Source organism: Rhodoferax sp. P2_H8_2, from assembly GCF_056403235.1.
Genome location: NZ_JBFUFW010000001.1, coordinates 98,839 through 116,603 on the forward strand (window position 1 = coordinate 98,839; position 17,765 = coordinate 116,603).

Here is a 17,765-nt window from a genome sequence, read left to right on the forward strand (position 1 = left end):
ATTAGCACAGCCCACAATCCGTTCGATACCGGACAATGTCGCCATGCACACGCTGATCACCTTTGCCGCGCCGCCGGGGCCCCACTGCCGGGATGCCCTGAAACGGCTGGAGCTGCCGTATCTTGCGCAGCTGTTACAGATGTTAAGCCAGACCAGCCATTTGCATGGTGCCGCCACCGACCTGACGCCGCTGGCTGAGCGCCTGCAAGCCCAAGCCGCAGGCTTGAATGGCGCCGACGGCCTGATCCCCTGGGCCGCCGATGAAGCGCGCCAGCGCGGCCTGACAGGCTTGCATGGCCCGCGCGGCTGGGCCTGGGTCACACCTTGCCACTGGACCATCCATTCCGACCACGTGGAGATGACCGACCCGGTGCACCTGGCGCTGACGCCGCACGATGCCGACCAGTTGTTGCAAGCCATGCAACCGTTCTTCGCCGAAGACGGCATCACGCTGTTTTCGCCCGCCCCGGAGCAAACCCATTCCCGTTGGTTGGCCCATGGCACGGTGTTTGTGGATCTGCCCACGGCTTCGTTAGACCGGGTCAGCGGCCAAAGCGTGGACGCCTGGATGCCACGCCAGGAACAGGCCAAGATGCTGCGCCGCCTGCAAAACGAAATGCAGATGCTGCTGTACACCCACGCGGTCAACGACCAGCGCGCGCACTTCAAGCTGCCCGCCGTCAATGCCTTCTGGGTCAGCGGCACCGGGACGCCGGACGAAGCCTGGCACGCCAAGGCCGCTGCGCCACTCAGCCTGCGCGATGCTTTGCGCTCCCCCGCACTGCAAGACGATGCCGCTGCCTGGGTGATGGCCTGGCACGCGCTGGACAGCAGCACGCTGGCGCACGATGTGCAACGCTTGCAGCAAGGCGAGGCCTTGCAAGTGACGCTATGCAGCGATACCCAAGCCATCACTTTCACGCGCCAGCCGCTCACGTTATGGCAGCGGCTGCAACGCCGCATCACCCCCCTATCACCCCAAGAATTTTTGACATCCCTATGCACATCGTGACCCGAGACATCCCACCGCGCAGCGTGTGGACCCTGGAGCAGGCCGGTATCCATCCGCTGCTGGCCCGCCTGTACGCCGCGCGCGGCGTCACCAGCACCGACGAGCTGGACGATGCACTGGCGAAACTGTTGCCTCCCTCAACCATGCTGGGCCTGGACCACGCCGCCGTCTTGCTGGCCGATGCGATTGCCGCCGACAAGCACCTGTGCATCGTCGCTGACTACGACTGCGACGGTGCCACTGCCTGCGCGGTCGCCGTGCGCGGCCTGCGCCTGTTGGGCGCCAAGCATGTGGATTACCTGGTGCCAGATCGCGTGATCGACGGCTACGGGCTGACGTCGCCGATCTCGAAGCGGGTCAAGGCGCAAGGCGCTGATGTGCTGATCACTGTGGACAACGGCATTGCCAGCGTCGAAGGCGTGGCCACCGCGAAAGAACTGGGCTTGCAAGTGTTGGTGACCGACCACCACTTGCCGGGGCAGACGCTCCCGGATGCGGATGTAATCGTCAACCCCAACCAGCCGGGTTGCACCTTTGCCAGCAAGTCCATCGCTGGTGTCGGTGTGATGTTTTATGTGCTGATGGCATTGCGCTCCGAGTTGCGTACCCGTGGCGTGTTCGACGCGAACACGCAACCGAAATTGGACGTGCTGCTGCCGCTGGTTGCACTCGGCACTGTGGCCGACGTCGTGAAGCTGGATGCGAATAACCGCCGCCTCGTAGCCCAAGGATTGAAGCGGGTCAGAGCGCTCGCCCTGCCTGCGGGACTAGCTAGCCTTTTTGTAGCATCGGGGCGCAATGCGGCGACCGCCACCACGTTTGACTTCGGCTTCGCTTTGGGCCCGCGCATCAATGCGGCAGGCCGTTTGTCGGACATGACGCTGGGCATTGAATGCCTGCTGACCGACGACGCTGCGCGCGCCGACGAACTGGCCAAAATGCTGGACGGCATCAACCGCGAGCGCCGCGTGATCGAGGGCGATATGCGCGACCAGGCGATGGACATCGTCGAGTCGTTGTTCGACGAAGGCGATGAGCCGCCGCCGGCGATCTGCGTGTTCGATCCGGATTTCCACGAAGGCGTTGTGGGCATCGTCGCCTCGCGCATCAAGGACAAGTTGCATCGCCCCAGTTTTGTGTTCGCTGCCAGCCAGGCGCCGGGCAAGGAACACGAACTCAAAGGCTCGGGTCGTTCCATCCCCGGCTTTCATCTGCGCGACGCGCTGGACCTGGTGGCCAAACGCTACCCCGGCGTGTTGCTGCGCTTTGGCGGCCACGCGATGGCGGCGGGTTGTACGATCAACGAGGAACACTTTGACGACTTCGAGCAAGGCCTGATGGAAGTCGCACAAGAGTGGCTGGATGCGGCGACGCTGACGCGCAAACTGGAAACCGATGGCGCGCTGGCACCCGAGTACATGCGCGTGGAGCTGGTGGATGCGCTGCACAAGGAAGTATGGGGCCAAGGCTTTGCGCCACCCACCTTCAGCGAAGAAGTGGAAGTCATTTCCCAGCGGCTGGTCGGCGAGAAACACCTGTCGCTGAAACTCAAGCACCAGGGCCAACCCGTAGACGGCATCTGGTTTGGCCACACCGAGCCGCTGCCGGCGAAGGTAACGCTGGCGTTCCGGCTCGATGCCGACGCCTGGAACGGCGTGCGGCGCGTACGCTTTCTGGTGGAAGGGGCCGAAACGTGAATTTTTCGCAACCTTATGCTTCGGCCCGCTCACCGGTGCTGGGCCGCAATGTGGTCAGCACTTCTCACCCACTCGCCGCGCAAGCCGGGTTACAGGTGTTGCAACGCGGTGGCAACGCGATGGACGCGGCGCTGGCTGCAGCAATGACACTGACCGTCGTCGAGCCCACAGGCTGCGGTGCAGGCAGCGATGCGTTTGCGATCGTTTGGGATGGCAAGGAACTGCATGGACTCAACGCCAGCGGGCGCTCTCCTGCAGCATGGACACCCGAACGTTTTGCAGGCCAAACCACCATGCCGGAGCGCGGCTGGGAATCGGTCACCGTACCCGGCGCAGTCTCGGCCTGGGTGGCGTTGAACAAACGCTTTGGCAGCAAGCCGCTGACCGAACTGGCCGCGCCTGCGGTGGACTATGCGCGCAGCGGCTTTCCGGTATCCCCCATCATCGCTACGCTGTGGCAACTCGGCTTGCAACGACTGGGCGATCAGCCCGGCTTTGCAGAATGCTTTGCGCCCAACGGTTCTGCTCCCTTGGCAGGACAGACTTTCAAAAACCCGGCGCTCGCGCAGACGCTGGAGCGCATTGCACAAAGCGCGGGCGAAGACTTTTACCGCGGCGATTTGGCACAGGCCATGGTGGCGCATGCAAAGCTACACGGCGGTGCGCTGACACTGGCCGATCTGGCCAACCACCAAGTCGATTGGTGCGGCACGATCTCGCAAAAATTTGGCAGCAGCGTGGTGCACGAAATTCCACCGAACGGCCAGGGCATCGCCACGCTGATGGCGCTGGGCATGCTGGCGCACTGGGACACCGACGGCGTTGACGATTTACGCACCGTGCACCTGTGCATAGAGGCGATGAAGCTGGCGCTGGCGGATCTGCAGCAGTTCAACGCTGACCCAGCGCATATGCGGCTGTCTACCTACGACTTGCTGCAACCCGGCTACTTGCAACAGCGCGCTCGATTGATAGACCCCAACAAGGCGGGGGCGCCCACCTTCGGCGCACCGCGACCGGGTGGCACGGTGTACCTAACCACGGCCGATGCCAGCGGCATGATGGTGTCATTTATTCAGAGCAACTATATGGGCTTTGGCTCCGGCGTCGTGGTGCCCGGCACCGGCATCAGCTTGCAAAACCGTGCTGCGGGTTTCACACTGCAGCCCGGGCACGCCAACCAAGTGAGCGGAAGCAAGCGCCCATCGCACACCATCATTCCGGGCTTCGCGATGCACGCCGACGGCACGCCGCAAATGGCCTTCGGCGTGATGGGCGGGCCCATGCAGTCACAAGGCCATGTGCAGATGGCGATGCGCATATTGCGCCATGGCCAGAATCCGCAGGCGGCGGCCAACGCGCCGCGCTGGCGTGTAGTGAACGGCCGAAAAGTGGCACTGGAACCGGGCTTTGATCCGGCCGTCGTACAAGGCCTGCGGGATTTGGGGCACGAGATCAGCATCGAAACCGGCAACGGCGTTTTCGCGTTCGGCGGTGCGCAGTTAATTCAACGCCTTGGTGGCAGCTATGTCGCAGGCTCTGACCCGCGCAAGGACGGCCAGGCCGTCGCGTATTGAAGACTTGCGGGTCAGACCACTCACGAAGTGATGTGCTCTGACCCCAACTGACTAAAATTATTTATGCACCACCTCACCATCATCACTGGCGCCTCCCGCGGCATGGGTCTGGCCATTGCCCAACAACTGTTGTCACCCACGGCGCGCCTGTTGTGCATCTCCCGAAACACCAACGCGCAACTGGCGGAAGAAGCGCAACGCGCAGGCGCACAGTTGGAGCAGTGGCCACGGGATCTGGCACACGGCGAGGCGGTCGCCACTGCGCTGAGCGCCTGGTTTGCCAACATCGACCCCCAGACAATCGCCAGCGTGACGTTGATCAACAATGCCGCGCTGATTTCGGCGATGGTGCCGCTGCGCGATGCGAGCCCCACAGAGCTTGCGACTGCATTGCGCGTGGGTCTGGAAGCGCCTATGCAGCTCACCGCCGCGTTTTTGGGCATGACCCGCAACTGGAATACGCAGCGCAAGGTGCTCAATATTTCCTCGGGCCTGGGACGGCGCGCGATGGCGTCGTCTGCGTCGTATTGCGCCGCCAAGGCGGGCATGGACCACTTCACCCGCTGCGTCGCTTTGGACGAAGCGCAGCTGGAGAACGGTGCCAAAGTGTGCTCGCTGGCACCCGGCGTGATCGACACCGACATGCAGGTGCAATTGCGCACCAGCGACCCTGCCAAATTTCCGGATGTTGCGATGTTTGCTGGAATGCACAGCGGCAAGCAGCTCAGCAGCCCTGCCGATGCTGCGCAAAAGGTCATTGCCTTCTTGAATCGGCCAGATTTTGGTAGTGAGCCCGTTGCAGACGTGCGTCAATAGAAATCCCATCACCCTTGCATTACCAAGGGCCAAGTTTCTATTTGAGCACTGGGTTTGACCCATCTCAATAGTCGGGCAGCAAGCCTGACCTAAGCTGCTTGCTTGTACCTTGAGCAGCCTTAGCAACCATGACCACCACACATGACACGCATCCGCAACTCACCCAGGAGTCTGCCGACTGGCTTCACCACAGCGGACTAACCGCTCTGCAGCTGGGCGACCACACGCTGCTGCCCATCGTGCAGGGCGGCATGGGTATCGGCATTTCGGGGCACCGCCTAGCGGGCAGCGTGGCCGCCTTGGGTGGTATGGGTACGCTCTCCAGCGTGGATCTGCGGCGCCGTTACCCGGACCTGATGGACAGCACGCGGGAGCTGGCACCGGGTGACGCCGCCAAGGCGGGTATCAACCAAGCCAACCTGCAGGCCATAGACCGCGAAATAGCAGCTGCGAGGGAACTATCGCGGGGACGCGGCATGCTGGCCATCAATGTAATGCGAGCCGTCAGCGAATACGCAGCGTCCGTCACCCGCGCACTGGAAGCCGGAATTGACGCCATCGTCGTCGGCGCGGGCTTGCCGCTGGACCTGCCGGATCTCGCCATAGACCACCCCAAAGTCGCACTGATTCCCATCCTGTCCGACGCGCGTGGCGTGCAATTGCTGATCAAGAAATGGGAGCGCAAGAAGCGCCTGCCAGATGCCATCGTCATTGAGCACCCGCGCCTGGCCGGCGGTCATCTGGGAGCAGCCAAGATTGCAGACTTGGGTGATACACGCTTTGATTTTGAAAACGTCATTCCGCAGGTTCGGCAATTTTTCAAGGATGCGGGCTATGAAAAGGAAATCCCGTTGATTGCGGCCGGCGGCATATCCTGCTTTGAAGACATTGCGCGTCTGCAATCGCTGGGCGCGTCCGCGGTGCAATTGGGCACTGCCTTTGCCGTGACAGAAGAAAGCGATGCACATGCCGAGTTCAAGCGCGTGCTGGCAGAAGCGCGCGTGGAATACCTGGTGGAATTCACCAGCGTGGCTGGCCTGCCAGCACGCGCGGTGAACACGCCCTGGCTACGCGCCTATCTGAAAATCGAACCCAAGCTGCAGGCAGTGGCGCATGTGAAAGCCCGCTGCACCAAAAGCTTTGACTGCCTGGCACAGTGCGGCCTGCGCGATGGCTTGCAAGGCTGGGGGCAGTTCTGCATCGACAACCAGCTGGCCGCTGCATTGCGTGGCGATGTGAAGAAGGGTCTGTTCTTCCGAGGCGCAGGCACGCTGCCCTTTGGCAACCAGATCCGCAGCGTGCGCGAGCTAATGCAGCGCCTGCTCACGCCCCCTGAAAACCACCCGCTCGCAGCGTGACAACCAGTGTGTCGCGATAAGCCCCTTCGCTCAAGGGTTGGATGGGGGTGGACTCATGAATCACGCGGGCATCGTCCAGCAAAAGCAATGACCAGGGTTCTGTCAGCGTAAAACGCTGGCCATTCGGGCCGTCGGCCTCAAACACCCGGGTCTCACCGCCCTTGACCGCATAGCGATCCACCAGAAACACAGCCACCAAATCGACACCATCGCGGTGCGCACCTTCGGGCGTGGGGCGGCCTATGCCATCGGTGGTGTCAATGCGGAATTGGTGCGCTTCCGTGTACCAGGTTTGTTCACCCTTCAAAACCGAACATTCCCGCCCCAGCCAGGTCAGTAGGCGCAGCCACTGCACATCCGCCGACATCTGCACATCCATGGGCTCAAAGTGGCGCTGCATACCGCCATGCAGTGCGTTGTAGTCGACGGATTGCCAATGCGGCCGGTGTGCGACCAGGTCCACCGCGTCACCGTTGATCGTGAAACAGGAATGGCGCCGCGTCCGATAGCGGCCACCATCGCGCAAGTAGTGGTCGGGTGGCAGGTCGTTCCAAAGGCCCTGCCATGCCTGCATCGCAGGTGCCGCAATGGCCGCCATTTCGCACACCAGCGCGGGCGCTAGCACCGCATAGCCTTGCTGTTGCAGGGCAGGTTGCAGCGCGTCGCACCGGGTCAGGCTGGGAGGAGAAAAAGAACTCGTCATGGTGAGCAGCATTATCGACGGGCCTGTATGCCCATCTTGTGACCTGCATCAAAGTGTGACTCCCCACACAGACTTAGGCTCAGCACGCAACTTCCGGAGACCCGACCTTGGACATATACGACACGCGCGCCGACACACTCTCATGGAGCGATGCACTGGCGCTGGATATACCGCTGATGGACCAGGCACACCACACGTTTGTCGACTTGTTGGCAGCAGCGGCGACCGCGGCGGACCAGAACATCCTGTCGTGCTGGACCACGCTGATAGCGCACACCCAACAGCAATTTGATGCCGAAGACCGCTGGATGCTGGCAACCGGATATGCCGCGGACAGCAGCCATGCGACCCAGCACAAGGTGATTTTGCAAGTGATGCGCGAGGGCGAAGTTCTTGGTGGTAAGGAAGGTGTTGCCGCAGTGCGCACAATGGCGCGCGAACTGGGTCGGTGGTTTGCGCAACACATCCAAAGCATGGACGCGTCGCTCGCATTGCACCTGCGTTCTGCGGGCTACGACCCGGCGCCAGGCAACATATAGCCGCCCGAAGTGGCACTGGCCGTCGATTTCCAATTGGCCCTCGGTGGGAGCCCCGCGCTGCATTACCGTAGGGGCATACACTGGAACTGCCATGCCCTCCACCGCACACGCCCCGTCTTACTACGCTGCATCCGCCAACGCTTCGCCGCCGCGTGATGCACTTCAAGGCAGCGTGGACGCCGACGTCTGCATCGTGGGCGCCGGCTATACCGGCCTGTCGGCGGGTATTGCGCTGGCCGAAGCGGGCTACAAGGTGGTCGTGCTGGAACAGGCCCGGGTGGGCTGGGGTGCGTCGGGGCGTAACGGCGGCCAGATCGTGCACAGCTATTCGCGCGACATTGATGTCATCGAAGCCAAATTCGGGCGCGCCGCCGCAGAGCCACTGGGCCGAATGATGTTCGAAGGTGCGCAAATCATCCGCGACCGGGTTGCCAAATACAACATCCAGTGCGATCTGAAAGACGGTGGTGTTTATGCCGCGATGACCGCGCGCAAAGTACACCAGCTGCAGGAACACAAGGCACTATGGGAACAATGGGGCCACACCGGTCTGACGCTGATCGACGACAAGGCCGAAGTGCGCAAGGTCGTCAACTCGGACCGCTACAAGGGCCTTCTGGTGGACAAGACCGGTGGCCACTTTCATCCGCTGAACCTGGCGCTGGGCGAAGCCACGGCACTGGAAAGCCTGGGCGGATTGATCCACGAACAATCCGCCGTGACCCACATTGAACGCGGCGCCATGGCTACCGTGCACACCACGCAGGGTCAGGTGAAAGCCCGCTTTGTGATCGTTGCCTGCAACGCCTATATCGGCGAGCTGGAGCCCAAGCTGGCGGGCATGTCCATGCCTTGCGGAACGCAGGTGATTGCGACAGCGCCTTTGGGCAAGCTGGCCGACGAGTTGCTGCCGTCGGACTACTGCGTGGAAGACAACAACTTCCTGCTGGACTACTTTCGCCTGTCTGCTGACAAGCGCCTGATTTATGGCGGCGGCGTGGTCTATGGCGCGCGCGACCCGGCGCATGTCGAATCCATCATCGTTCCCAAGATGCTGAAGACCTTTCCGCAGCTCAAGGGCGTCAAGGTCGACTTTGGCTGGACCGGCAACTTCCTGCTGACGCTGTCACGCCTGCCGGAAGTGGGCAAGCTGTCGGACAACATCTATTACTCACAAGGCTGCTCGGGCCACGGCATCACGTTCACGCACCTGATAGGCCGTGTGCTGGGCGAGGCGATTCGCGGCGACGCGGAGCGCTTTGGCGCCTTCGCGCGCTTGCCGCACTACCCGTTCCCGGGTGGTCGTTTCTTCCGCGTTCCGTTCACGGCCTTGGGCGCACTCTGGTACGAGATGCGGGATCGCATGGGGGTGTGATTGGTTTGCGCTCAGGTGCGGCGCATACTTGTGGCATCACGAGGGTCTTCCCATGAGTACACCAGCCAGCACGACCACAGCCACTGCCAATGCGCCCGAAGACAAGAAGCAACTTGAGGCCTTGCGCGCGCACCGGCGCGTACACCGACAAAAGTTCAAACCGCCAGCGAGCACGACTCCAGAACACTTTGAGCCACCACCAGCGACCCGCGGCCAGTGGCTGGCCGACATCGTGGCCCGCACCGTCGGTTCATGGCGGTTCATCATCATCCAGAGCACCCTGATTGTTCTGTGGATGGGCGGCAATGTCTGGTTCGGCAAAGGTGCCTGGGACCCCTACCCTTTCATCCTGCTGAATCTGCTGCTGTCATTCCAGGCCGCATACACCGCGCCGGCCATCATGATGAGCCAGAACCGACAGTCCGAACTGGACCGCCGCCACGCGGAAACGGATTACGAAATCAACGTCAAGGCAGAGCTCGAGATTGAGCTGCTGCACGAGAAGATTGATTTGCTGAAGGAGAAAGAATTGCTGGCGCTGACAGAGGCCGTGCGTGAACTCACGCAACGGCTGGAGAGACTCGATACGCGGCTGCCCTGAGTTCCGGCCTCAGGCATCCACTTCCAGCGTCATGCCCGCCAGTTGCAGGCGCTTGACCAGCACGTCGCCCAAACCACTGGCAGGGGTCAGCACACCACCGAGTTTTCCCGCGCCGGGCAGTTCATCCGATTGCAGGGCCAGCGCCAACGCCGATTCGCACAGCATCTTGGTAGTGGCCCGATTGCCCGGGTCACCGCGGTCTGCCACGCGACCACGCACCTGTTGCCCGGCTGCGCCCGTCGCCACCCACTCATAGCGGAACGAACCACCATCCATCGCCTCTTCCGAAGGCCCTTCACCCGGCTGCGGAGCCATGCGCTGCGCCAGTTTGCGCACCGGTGACCAGGCCATGGCACTTTGCGTGATCAGCGATCCGCCACTGAGCATGCCCGCGGCGACTGCAGCGCCCGCACCTTTGCCCATGCGCATGTATTCCTGGTACTGGAATGTCGGCGCGTAGCCCAGCAGCGCCGCACTGCGCCGCACGACGCGGGTGTTGATCGGCCCCATCATGAAAGGCGCGAGCCACGCATTGAAATCCGCGTCAAACCGCGGTGCGACAGGATCGACCGCGGCGGATGCATCTGGGCCAGGTGCGTCCGCCGGATTGAGCAAGTAGGGATTGGACACAGTCGCGGACTGGCCGCTGGCAAACATATTGAACATCGAGGCCATCGTGCCGCCATTAAAACCACCGCGCAGGTTGAACGCGCCTTTGACCGCTGTGCACGGCGTGCCGAAGCGCTTTTCAAACGCTTGTTGTGCCAGCCATGCGCCCAAATCGGATGGTACTGAATCGAATCCGCAACACGGAATGATGCGGGTGCCGTCCAACGCGGCGCGCGCATGGTGCTTGTCGATCAGGCTGCGCACCCAGGGCGTCTCACCGGTGATGTCCACGTAGTGCGTTCCGTGGCGCACGCAGGCGGCCACCAACTCACTGCCATAAAGCGCAAACGGACCGGCCGTGCTCAGCACCACACGGGCACTGCGGGCCAGCGCATCCAGCGCAGCCGCATCCTGGGCGTCTGCCACCACCACGCCCGCTTGCGCCGCGTGTCTGCGGAGCGCGGCCTGCAACTTGTCTTTGGAGCGCCCCGCCACCGCCCATTTCAAGCCCAGCGCCTTGACCTGTGGATGGCTGGCGAAATAGGCCACCGTTTGCTGGCCGACAAAGCCTGTGGCGCCGTAGAGGACGACGTCGTAGGTGCGCGCTGTATGTTTGGCTGGCATGGTGGTGTCTCCCGGGGAAGTGCGCAGCATAGTCCCAAACCCGCTGCAGCCCCAGCCCCTGTCGCGCAGGCTACGGCATGCGGCAGCACTTCGCGCTAGTATTCGCGCCTTCCCCAAGGAGCCAACCATGTCCCTCGCCAATCTCACCAACCACCAAATCCGTCTCGCCGCCCGCCCCGTGGGCATGGTCAAACCTACCGACTGGAGCAATACCACCGAAGCCGTGGCGGAGCCCGCAGACGGCGGCATCACCGTGAAGACGCTGGCACTGTCACTGGACCCGGCGATGCGCGGCTGGATGAACGAAGGCAAGAGCTATATCCCACCGGTCGGCATTGGCGAAGTGATGCGTGCCGGCGGTATCGGCAAGGTCATCGCCTCTAAAAATGACAAATACGCAGTCGGCGATGTGGTCAGCTGCACGCCCGGCGTGCAGGAGTACATCACCATCGCCAAAGACGACATGAAGCGCAACGGTCTGTTCAAGATCGATTTGCGCCTGGGCACACCGACGCAGTGGCTCAACGTGCTGGGCATGCCGGGCATGACAGGTTACTTCGGCCTGATGGACGTGGGCTTGCCCAAAGCGGGCGAAACGGTGGTCGTATCCGGCGCAGCAGGCGCCGTGGGCCAAACCGTGGGCCAGATGGCCAAGATCAAGGGCTGCCGCGTGGTCGGCATCGCCGGTGGCGCTGCCAAATGCGACTGGGTCGTGAAAGAGCTGGGCTTTGACGCCTGCATCGACTACAAGGCCGGCCCAGGCGCTGTGCGCGCGGGCCTGAAAGAACATTGCCCCAAGGGCGTGGACATTTACTTCGACAACGTCGGCGGCGAGATTCTGGACGACGTGCTGGCCAAGATCACCCGTGGCGCACGGATCATCATCTGCGGTGCGATCAGCCAGTACAACAACACGACCGCTGTGCAAGGGCCGAAGAACTACCTGAGCCTGCTGGTCAACCGCGCCCGCATGGAAGGCATCGTCGTGTTCGACTACGCCGACCGCTACCACCTTGCCATCGCCGAGATGGCGGGCTACCTGAAGGATGGCCGCATGAAGAGCAAGGAAGACGTGGTCGTCGGTCTGCAGACCTTCCCAGAGACCTTGCAAAAGCTATTCAACGGCGAAAACTTTGGCAAGCTGGTGCTGCAGGTTGCTACAGAATAAGTAGCTGCTTACGCAAGTTTCATGGGCCCTGGAGGCCTAAAAGGCTACCAATCTCGCCCCAAGGATGCGCCTGACCTACACACCCCCGTGCGGGTGTGTAGGGTCAATCCACAGGACCGTCTGCGGTTTTTCGGCGGGCTCGATGTCCAGGTTCACCGCGACGGCTTGGCCGTCACTGCGGCATAGAACGCACTCGAGCTGTTCAGTTTCGCTGGCGTTGATTTCCTGGTGCGGCACAAAGGGTGGCACGTAGATGAAGTCGCCCGGGCCTGCCTCGGCGGTGAATTCCAGATGCTCGCCCCAGCGCATGCGGGCTCGGCCCTTGACGACATAGATCACGCTTTCCAGCGGGCCATGGTGGTGCGCGCCAGTCTTGGCGTTGGCGTGGATGGTGACGGTGCCGGCCCACAGTTTTTGCGCGCCGACGCGCGCAAAGTTGATCGCGGCCTTGCGGTCCATGCCAGGGGTGGACGGCACATTGCCATCGAGCTGGTTGCCGGGAACGACGCGCACGCCATCGTGCTTCCAGTCGGTGGGCGGATGGCTATGGCCGTGGGGTGGTTGCATGAGGCTCATGCTGTCGCTCCATAACGTTGCCGCGCCAAAGCCGCGCCCTGCGCAAGGGCGGCGAGTTTGGCTTCTGCTACTTCGCGGCTCATGGGCGCGAGGCCGCAGTTGGTGCAGGGGAAGATGCGGTTCTTGGGCACATGCTGCAGCGCCAACCCGATGGTGTCGGCGACCTGTTCCGGCGTTTCGATCACATCGCTGGCTACATCGATCACACCGACCATGACGTCCTTGTCTTTTAACAAGGCCATCAGCTCCGGCGGCACATGCGAGTGGTAGCACTCCAGGCTGACCTGCTGGATGCTGCTGGCAGCCAGCGCCGGAAAAATATCGGCGTACTGGCGCCACTCTTGGCCCAGTGTTTCTTTCCAGTCCACATTGGCCTTGATGCCATAGCCGTAGCAGATGTGCACGGCGGTGGTGCAGGTCAAGCCTTGCGCTGCACGTTCCAGTGCTTTGACACCCCAGTCGGCGGCATCTTTCATGTAGACGTTGAAGGCAGGTTCATCAAACTGGATGATGTCCACACCATCGGCCTGCAGGGCCAGCGCTTCCTGGTTCAGCAGCTCGGCGAACGCAAACGCCATCTTGACCTTGTCACCGTAGAAGCGATCCGCCACGGTATCGACAATCGTCAGCGGGCCGGGCAGCGTGAACTTGAGTTTTTTCTTGGTGTGCGCGCGGGCCAGTTGCGCCTCAAACGCATGCACACGACCCTTGAGCTTCAGCGGTGCGATGACTTGCGGCACTTGCGCGTCGTAGCGGTTGTTGCGGATGCCCATCGTGACCTTGTTTTCAAAGTCGATGCCGTCCACCTGCTCCAGAAAACCGTGCACAAAGTGCTGGCGGCTTTGCTCGCCGTCGCCGACGATGTCCAGCCCCGCGTCTTCCTGTGCCTTGATCCACAAGAGCGTTGCATCGGCTTTGGCGCGTAGCAGGTCTGGCCCGGCCAGCTTCCATTGCGGCCAAAGCTTTTCGGTTTCTGACAGCCAGAAAGGTTTAGGCAGGCTGCCAGCTATCGCGGTTTCAAACATGGGAACAACTCCTGTGAGCGCGCTTCATGCGTTCTCCTTTTCTTGCAAGGTGCGCCACATCACCTTGCCCGCGCCGCTCTTGGGCAGCGCGTCGACAAACTGTACCGTGCGCGGCACCTTGTAAACAGCCATGTTGTCGCGACACCAGGCGACAAGCGCATCCTCGCTCACTTGCCCCTTGTGCGATGCGCGCAAGACCACAACGGCTTTCACGGACTCGCCGCGGTAGCTGTCTTTGGTCGAAATGATGCAAGCCTCCTGGATCGCCGGGTGCTTGAACATCAGAGCCTCGACCTCAGCCGGCCAGACCTTGAAGCCGGATGCATTGATCATGCGTTTGAGCCGGTCGGTCAGAAAGAAATAGCCATCCGCATCGACATGGCCCAGATCGCCGGAGCGGAAGAAGCGCTTGCCGGCTATCTCCACAAATACCGCCGCCGTCGCTTCGGGCCGCTTCCAGTAGCCCTGAAACACCTGCGGGCCGCTGATCAAGATTTCGCCCTGCTCGCCCACTGGCATTTCGGCCAGCGTGTCGGGGTCTACGACGCGCGAATCGGTGCTCATGTAGGGAATGCCCAGGCACTGTTGCTTGGGGTGGTCCGGAGGGTTGGTGTGTGAGGGTGCGGCCGTCTCGGTCAGGCCATAGCCTTCTACATAGCGCAGACCATATTGCTCCAGCAGGCGCTGCGCAACGGCCTGTGGCATCGCCGCACCGCCGCCGCCTATCAGCGTCAGACTGGAGAGGTCGAACTGCGCAAAGTTCGGGCTGGCCAGCAGGTCGATCACCATCGTCGGGATGTTGGTCCAGTGCGTCACCTTGTGGCGCGAGATCAGGCGCCCGGCCAGCTCGCGGTCCCAGCGCGGCATCAGTACCAACGTGGCAGCGCCGCGGATGGCGGTGTGCATCACACTGACCATGCCGGTGATATGGAACATGGGCACGACCACCAGGGTCACGTTCTCCGCGCTGCCATTGCCCCACAGGCTGCTAGCCACGGCGTTGTGCATGATGCTGGCATGCGTGTGCATGCAGCCTTTGGGCAGCCCGGTGGTGCCGCTGGTGTAAGGCAGCAGCGCCAGATCCTGTGGCCCCACGTCCAGCGCTGGCAGGGCGCCTTGCGATGCCTGCGCCTGCTCCCAGGTATGTACCTGCGCACACAAGGGCGCTGGCGGCGCATGGCGCGTCAGCAGCCAGTCGTGCCAGGCGGCGGGGGGCGCGTCTTCACCCGTCACTGCGCTGTCAAACGCATCAGTGAAATGGGTCAACACCATATGCTGCAGGCGTTGTGCCTCGGGCAGCGCATCATTGGCGCGGGCAAGTTCAGCGGCCAGATCGCTGGTGGTTATAGCCACCTTGGCGTCCGGGTCCGTGATGTAGTGCTTCAGCTCCTCGGCCCGGTTCATGGGATTGACCGGCACCACCACCGCATTGGCCCGCAGTATCGCGAAGTGCGCGATCACCAGTTGTGGGCAGTTCTGCATGTTCAGAATGATTCTGTCGCCCTTTTTGACCCCCAGCGCGCACAGATAGTGCGTAAGCCGCTCTGTTTTTTGTAGCAAATCGGCATAACTGAGGGCTTGGCCAAAGAACACCAGAGCCGTCTTGTGTGGGTAGCGCCGGGCGCTGGTTTCCAGGTTGTCCCACAGGGATGTTTCCGGGACGGTGATGCTATGGGGCAGGCGCGCGGGCCAGAATTTGTAGTGGGCGCTGGGGGTGGATTGCATTTGTGACAGCCTAGCGGCGAATCACTGCAGTGCCAACAGGGTTTTAACCCTGTTGGGTTGGCCCGGCTTTTGCATTACATTCGCCATCAGGTCCTCGGCCCCGTTATGGGGCGTAAGTCCTCCAACCTTTCCACTCTCGGAGTCCAACCATGAAGCTTCAGAAAATCGCATTTGCAGCGGCAACCGCCGCACTGGGAACCGTGCTGGCACTGCCCGCACACGCTGGTAAAACCCTCGACGCCATCAAGGCGCGTGGGCAGGTGGTGTGCGGTGTGCACACAGGCCTCGCCGGCTTTAGTGCTGCCGACTCGTCCGGCAAGTGGAACGGCATCGATGTGGACGTTTGCCGTGCTGTCGCCGCTGCGACTCTGGGCGACGGCGAAAAGGTCAAATACGTGCCACTGACGGCCCAAGCGCGCTTTACCGCGCTGCAATCCGGCGAAATCGACATCCTGTCGCGCAACACCACTGCCACGCTGACCCGCGACGCATCGCTGGGTCTGTCGATGACCGGCGTTACCTATTACGACGGCCAGGGCTTCATGGTCCCGGTCAAGAGCAAGATCAAGAGCGCCAAACAACTCAAGGGCCAGACCGTCTGCGTGCAGTCCGGCACCACCACTGAAAAGAACCTGACCGACTACTCCAAGGCCAACGGCCTGGCGATCAAGCCCGTCGTGTTTGAAAAGCTGGATGCCGTCGAAGGCGCTTACTTCTCCGGCCGTTGCATCGCCTATACGACAGATGCTTCCGGCCTGGCCGCCGTGCGCAACAAGTCTGCGGCCAAGCCCGATGACCACCTGATCCTGCCCGAGCTGATTTCCAAGGAACCGCTGGGCCCATTCGTGCGCCGCGGTGATGACGAATGGACGGCCATCGTCAAATGGACGCTATACGGCCTGCTGGAAGCCGAAGAGTACGGTGTGACCTCCGCTAACGTCGATGAACTCAAAGCCAACAACAAGGACCCGGTCATTGGCCGCATCCTGGGCACCACCGATGACACCGGCAAGCTGCTGGGTCTGGACAAGGAATGGCTGGCCCGCGCGATCAAAACCACCGGCAACTACGGTGAAATCTTTGAACGCAATGTCGGCCCCAAGTCGGCACTGAAACTGCCACGTGGTCTGAACAACCTGTGGAACAAGGGCGGCATCCAGTACGCCATGCCTATTCGTTGATTCCGATCTAGATGCAAACCGCACCCAAGAAAAAGTGGTCCTGGCGTAGCCAAGCCTTTCGGGGCTTGGTCTACCAGGCGGTAGCGCTGCTGGTGATCGGACTCTCCGTCTGGTACCTGGCACACAACACTGCGACCAATATGCGGGCGCGGGGCATCCAGAGTGGTTTTGACTTTCTGACCAGTGCGGCAGGCTTTGACATTGGTGAAAGCCTGTTCGCGTTTGATTCCGGCGAGCCCTATTGGCGCGCCTTTTTGATTGGCGTCAGCAACACCTTGCGCGTGGCGATTCTGGGCATCGTGCTGACGACGATTCTGGGCACACTGATTGGCGTAGGTCGCTTCTCGCGCAATGTGCTGGTGCGCGGGCTGTGTCAATGTTATGTAGAACTGTTTCGCAACATCCCCATCTACGTGCAGTTGCTGATGTGGTACCTGCTGTTCTCTGAAGTGCTGCCAGCAGCCACGGAGCCTTTCCATTTAGGCCCGCTGTTTCTGAGCAAGGGCGGTTTGAATTTCCCGATTCCTATCTGGGCAAACGGCCATGTCTGGGCAGTCTGCGGCTTTGTGGTGGGCTGCTTTGCCGCCTGGGGCTATCGTCGTTACGCGTTCAAGAAGTTTGAGCAAACGGGCAAGGCCGGCAGTATGGTGCTGGCGCCGTTGGGTATCGCTGTGGCAATGGCATTTCTGGGCTGGCTCGCCGGTGGCGCGCCCACCGCGATGAACAGCCCGGTGCAAGGTGAGTTTGCCGTCGAGCACGGTGGCTCGCTGACACCCGAGTTCATGACGCTGCTGATCGGCTTGACGATGTACACCGCCGCCTTTGTGTCGGAAGTTGTGCGGGGTGGTATCCAGTCCGTGTCCGCTGGCCAGGCTGAAGCCGCTGCCGCGCTGGGCCTGTCGCGCGGCCAGAGCATGCGGCTGGTGCAGTTGCCGCAGGCGCTGCGCGTGATCATTCCGCCGATCACCAACCAGTACCTGAACCTGACCAAGAATTCTTCACTGGCGGTCGCCATTGGCTATCCGGACGTCGTGTCGATTGCCAACACCGCGATCAATCAGACCGGCCGCGCCGTCGAGTGCATCGCCGTCATCATGGCGGTCTACCTGTGCACCTCACTGCTGACCTCGCTGTTGATGAACTGGTACAACCGCCGCTCGGCGATCAAGGAGCGCTAAG

General features: G+C 62.0%; 16 protein-coding genes. 11 read left to right on the top strand and 5 right to left on the bottom strand.

The features are described 5' to 3' along the window. Positions 1-43: 43 nt before the first annotated feature. The 5 genes from AC1DV6_RS00520 to AC1DV6_RS00540 all read left to right on the top strand — a co-directional run bounded on the left by AC1DV6_RS00520 (position 44) and on the right by AC1DV6_RS00540 (position 6,460). Positions 44-1,012, top strand: coding sequence for a hypothetical protein (locus AC1DV6_RS00520; protein ID WP_477974242.1), 969 nt, complete (start codon positions 44-46; stop codon positions 1,010-1,012). Then, a complete protein-coding gene (gene recJ / locus AC1DV6_RS00525) occupies positions 1,000-2,709 on the top strand; it encodes a single-stranded-DNA-specific exonuclease RecJ (protein WP_477974243.1) in 1,710 nt (569 codons plus the stop codon). Before AC1DV6_RS00520 ends, recJ begins: the two co-directional genes overlap by 13 nt. Continuing rightward, entirely contained in the window at positions 2,706-4,286 is a 1,581-nt protein-coding gene (locus AC1DV6_RS00530) for a gamma-glutamyltransferase family protein (RefSeq protein ID WP_477974244.1), read from the top strand. The genes recJ and AC1DV6_RS00530 overlap by 4 nt, the downstream gene beginning before the upstream one ends. Before the next feature lie 63 nt (positions 4,287-4,349). Next, positions 4,350-5,102, top strand: a complete 753-nt coding sequence (locus AC1DV6_RS00535) for an SDR family NAD(P)-dependent oxidoreductase (RefSeq protein ID WP_477974245.1) — start codon at positions 4,350-4,352, stop codon at positions 5,100-5,102. Positions 5,103-5,230: 128 nt separating this feature from the next. Beyond that, the gene (locus tag AC1DV6_RS00540) at positions 5,231-6,460 is read left to right on the top strand and encodes an NAD(P)H-dependent flavin oxidoreductase (protein ID WP_477974246.1); all 1,230 of its coding nucleotides are present in this window, start codon (positions 5,231-5,233) and stop codon (positions 6,458-6,460) included. On the opposite strand, the gene AC1DV6_RS00545 is transcribed toward AC1DV6_RS00540, so the two are convergent. Then, positions 6,426-7,163, bottom strand: a complete 738-nt coding sequence (locus AC1DV6_RS00545; RefSeq protein WP_477974247.1) for a 2OG-Fe dioxygenase family protein — start codon at positions 7,161-7,163, stop codon at positions 6,426-6,428. The genes AC1DV6_RS00540 and AC1DV6_RS00545 overlap by 35 nt on opposite strands. A 107-nt stretch (positions 7,164-7,270) precedes the next feature. Here AC1DV6_RS00545 and AC1DV6_RS00550 point away from each other — a divergent pair, with 107 nt between their 5' ends. The 3 genes from AC1DV6_RS00550 (at position 7,271) to AC1DV6_RS00560 (ending at position 9,678) form a co-directional block, all read left to right on the top strand. Next, on the top strand, positions 7,271-7,702 hold the full coding sequence (locus tag AC1DV6_RS00550) for a hemerythrin domain-containing protein (RefSeq protein WP_477974248.1): 432 nt from the start codon (positions 7,271-7,273) through the stop codon (positions 7,700-7,702). 91 nt (positions 7,703-7,793) lie between these two features. Further along, entirely contained in the window at positions 7,794-9,077 is a 1,284-nt protein-coding gene (locus AC1DV6_RS00555) for an NAD(P)/FAD-dependent oxidoreductase (RefSeq protein ID WP_477974249.1), read from the top strand. Positions 9,078-9,129: 52 nt separating this feature from the next. Beyond that, on the top strand, positions 9,130-9,678 hold the full coding sequence (locus tag AC1DV6_RS00560; RefSeq protein WP_477974250.1) for a DUF1003 domain-containing protein: 549 nt from the start codon (positions 9,130-9,132) through the stop codon (positions 9,676-9,678). Positions 9,679-9,687: 9 nt separating this feature from the next. On the opposite strand, the gene AC1DV6_RS00565 is transcribed toward AC1DV6_RS00560, so the two are convergent. Further along, positions 9,688-10,911, bottom strand: coding sequence for a saccharopine dehydrogenase family protein (locus tag AC1DV6_RS00565; RefSeq protein ID WP_477974251.1), 1,224 nt, complete (start codon positions 10,909-10,911; stop codon positions 9,688-9,690). A 127-nt stretch (positions 10,912-11,038) separates the two neighbouring features. On the opposite strand from AC1DV6_RS00565, the gene AC1DV6_RS00570 reads away from it, so the two are divergent. Continuing rightward, the gene (locus tag AC1DV6_RS00570) at positions 11,039-12,079 is read left to right on the top strand and encodes an NADP-dependent oxidoreductase (RefSeq protein WP_477974252.1); all 1,041 of its coding nucleotides are present in this window, start codon (positions 11,039-11,041) and stop codon (positions 12,077-12,079) included. A gap of 75 nt (positions 12,080-12,154) precedes the next feature. Here the strand turns inward: AC1DV6_RS00570 and AC1DV6_RS00575 are convergent, their stop codons facing one another. From AC1DV6_RS00575 to AC1DV6_RS00585, 3 genes are read right to left on the bottom strand one after another with little or no spacing between them, the layout of a single operon-like run. Continuing rightward, positions 12,155-12,646, bottom strand: coding sequence for a cupin domain-containing protein (locus AC1DV6_RS00575; protein ID WP_477974925.1), 492 nt, complete (start codon positions 12,644-12,646; stop codon positions 12,155-12,157). A 5-nt stretch (positions 12,647-12,651) separates the two neighbouring features. Further along, a complete protein-coding gene (locus AC1DV6_RS00580) occupies positions 12,652-13,680 on the bottom strand; it encodes a methionine synthase (RefSeq protein WP_477974253.1) in 1,029 nt (342 codons plus the stop codon). Between the two features lie 24 nt (positions 13,681-13,704). Continuing rightward, positions 13,705-15,405 (bottom strand): long-chain fatty acid--CoA ligase, encoded by a 1,701-nt coding sequence (locus AC1DV6_RS00585; protein WP_477974254.1) that lies wholly within the window; start codon positions 15,403-15,405, stop codon positions 13,705-13,707. Between the two features lie 149 nt (positions 15,406-15,554). Between AC1DV6_RS00585 and AC1DV6_RS00590 the strand changes: the two genes are divergently transcribed. Beyond that, positions 15,555-16,586, top strand: a complete 1,032-nt coding sequence (locus tag AC1DV6_RS00590; protein ID WP_477974255.1) for an amino acid ABC transporter substrate-binding protein — start codon at positions 15,555-15,557, stop codon at positions 16,584-16,586. An 11-nt stretch (positions 16,587-16,597) separates the two neighbouring features. Then, positions 16,598-17,764 carry an amino acid ABC transporter permease gene (locus AC1DV6_RS00595; protein ID WP_477974256.1) on the top strand — a complete coding sequence of 389 codons (1,167 nt, stop codon included), beginning with the start codon at positions 16,598-16,600 and terminating at the stop codon, positions 17,762-17,764. The last annotated feature ends 1 nt before the right edge of the window (position 17,765 follow it).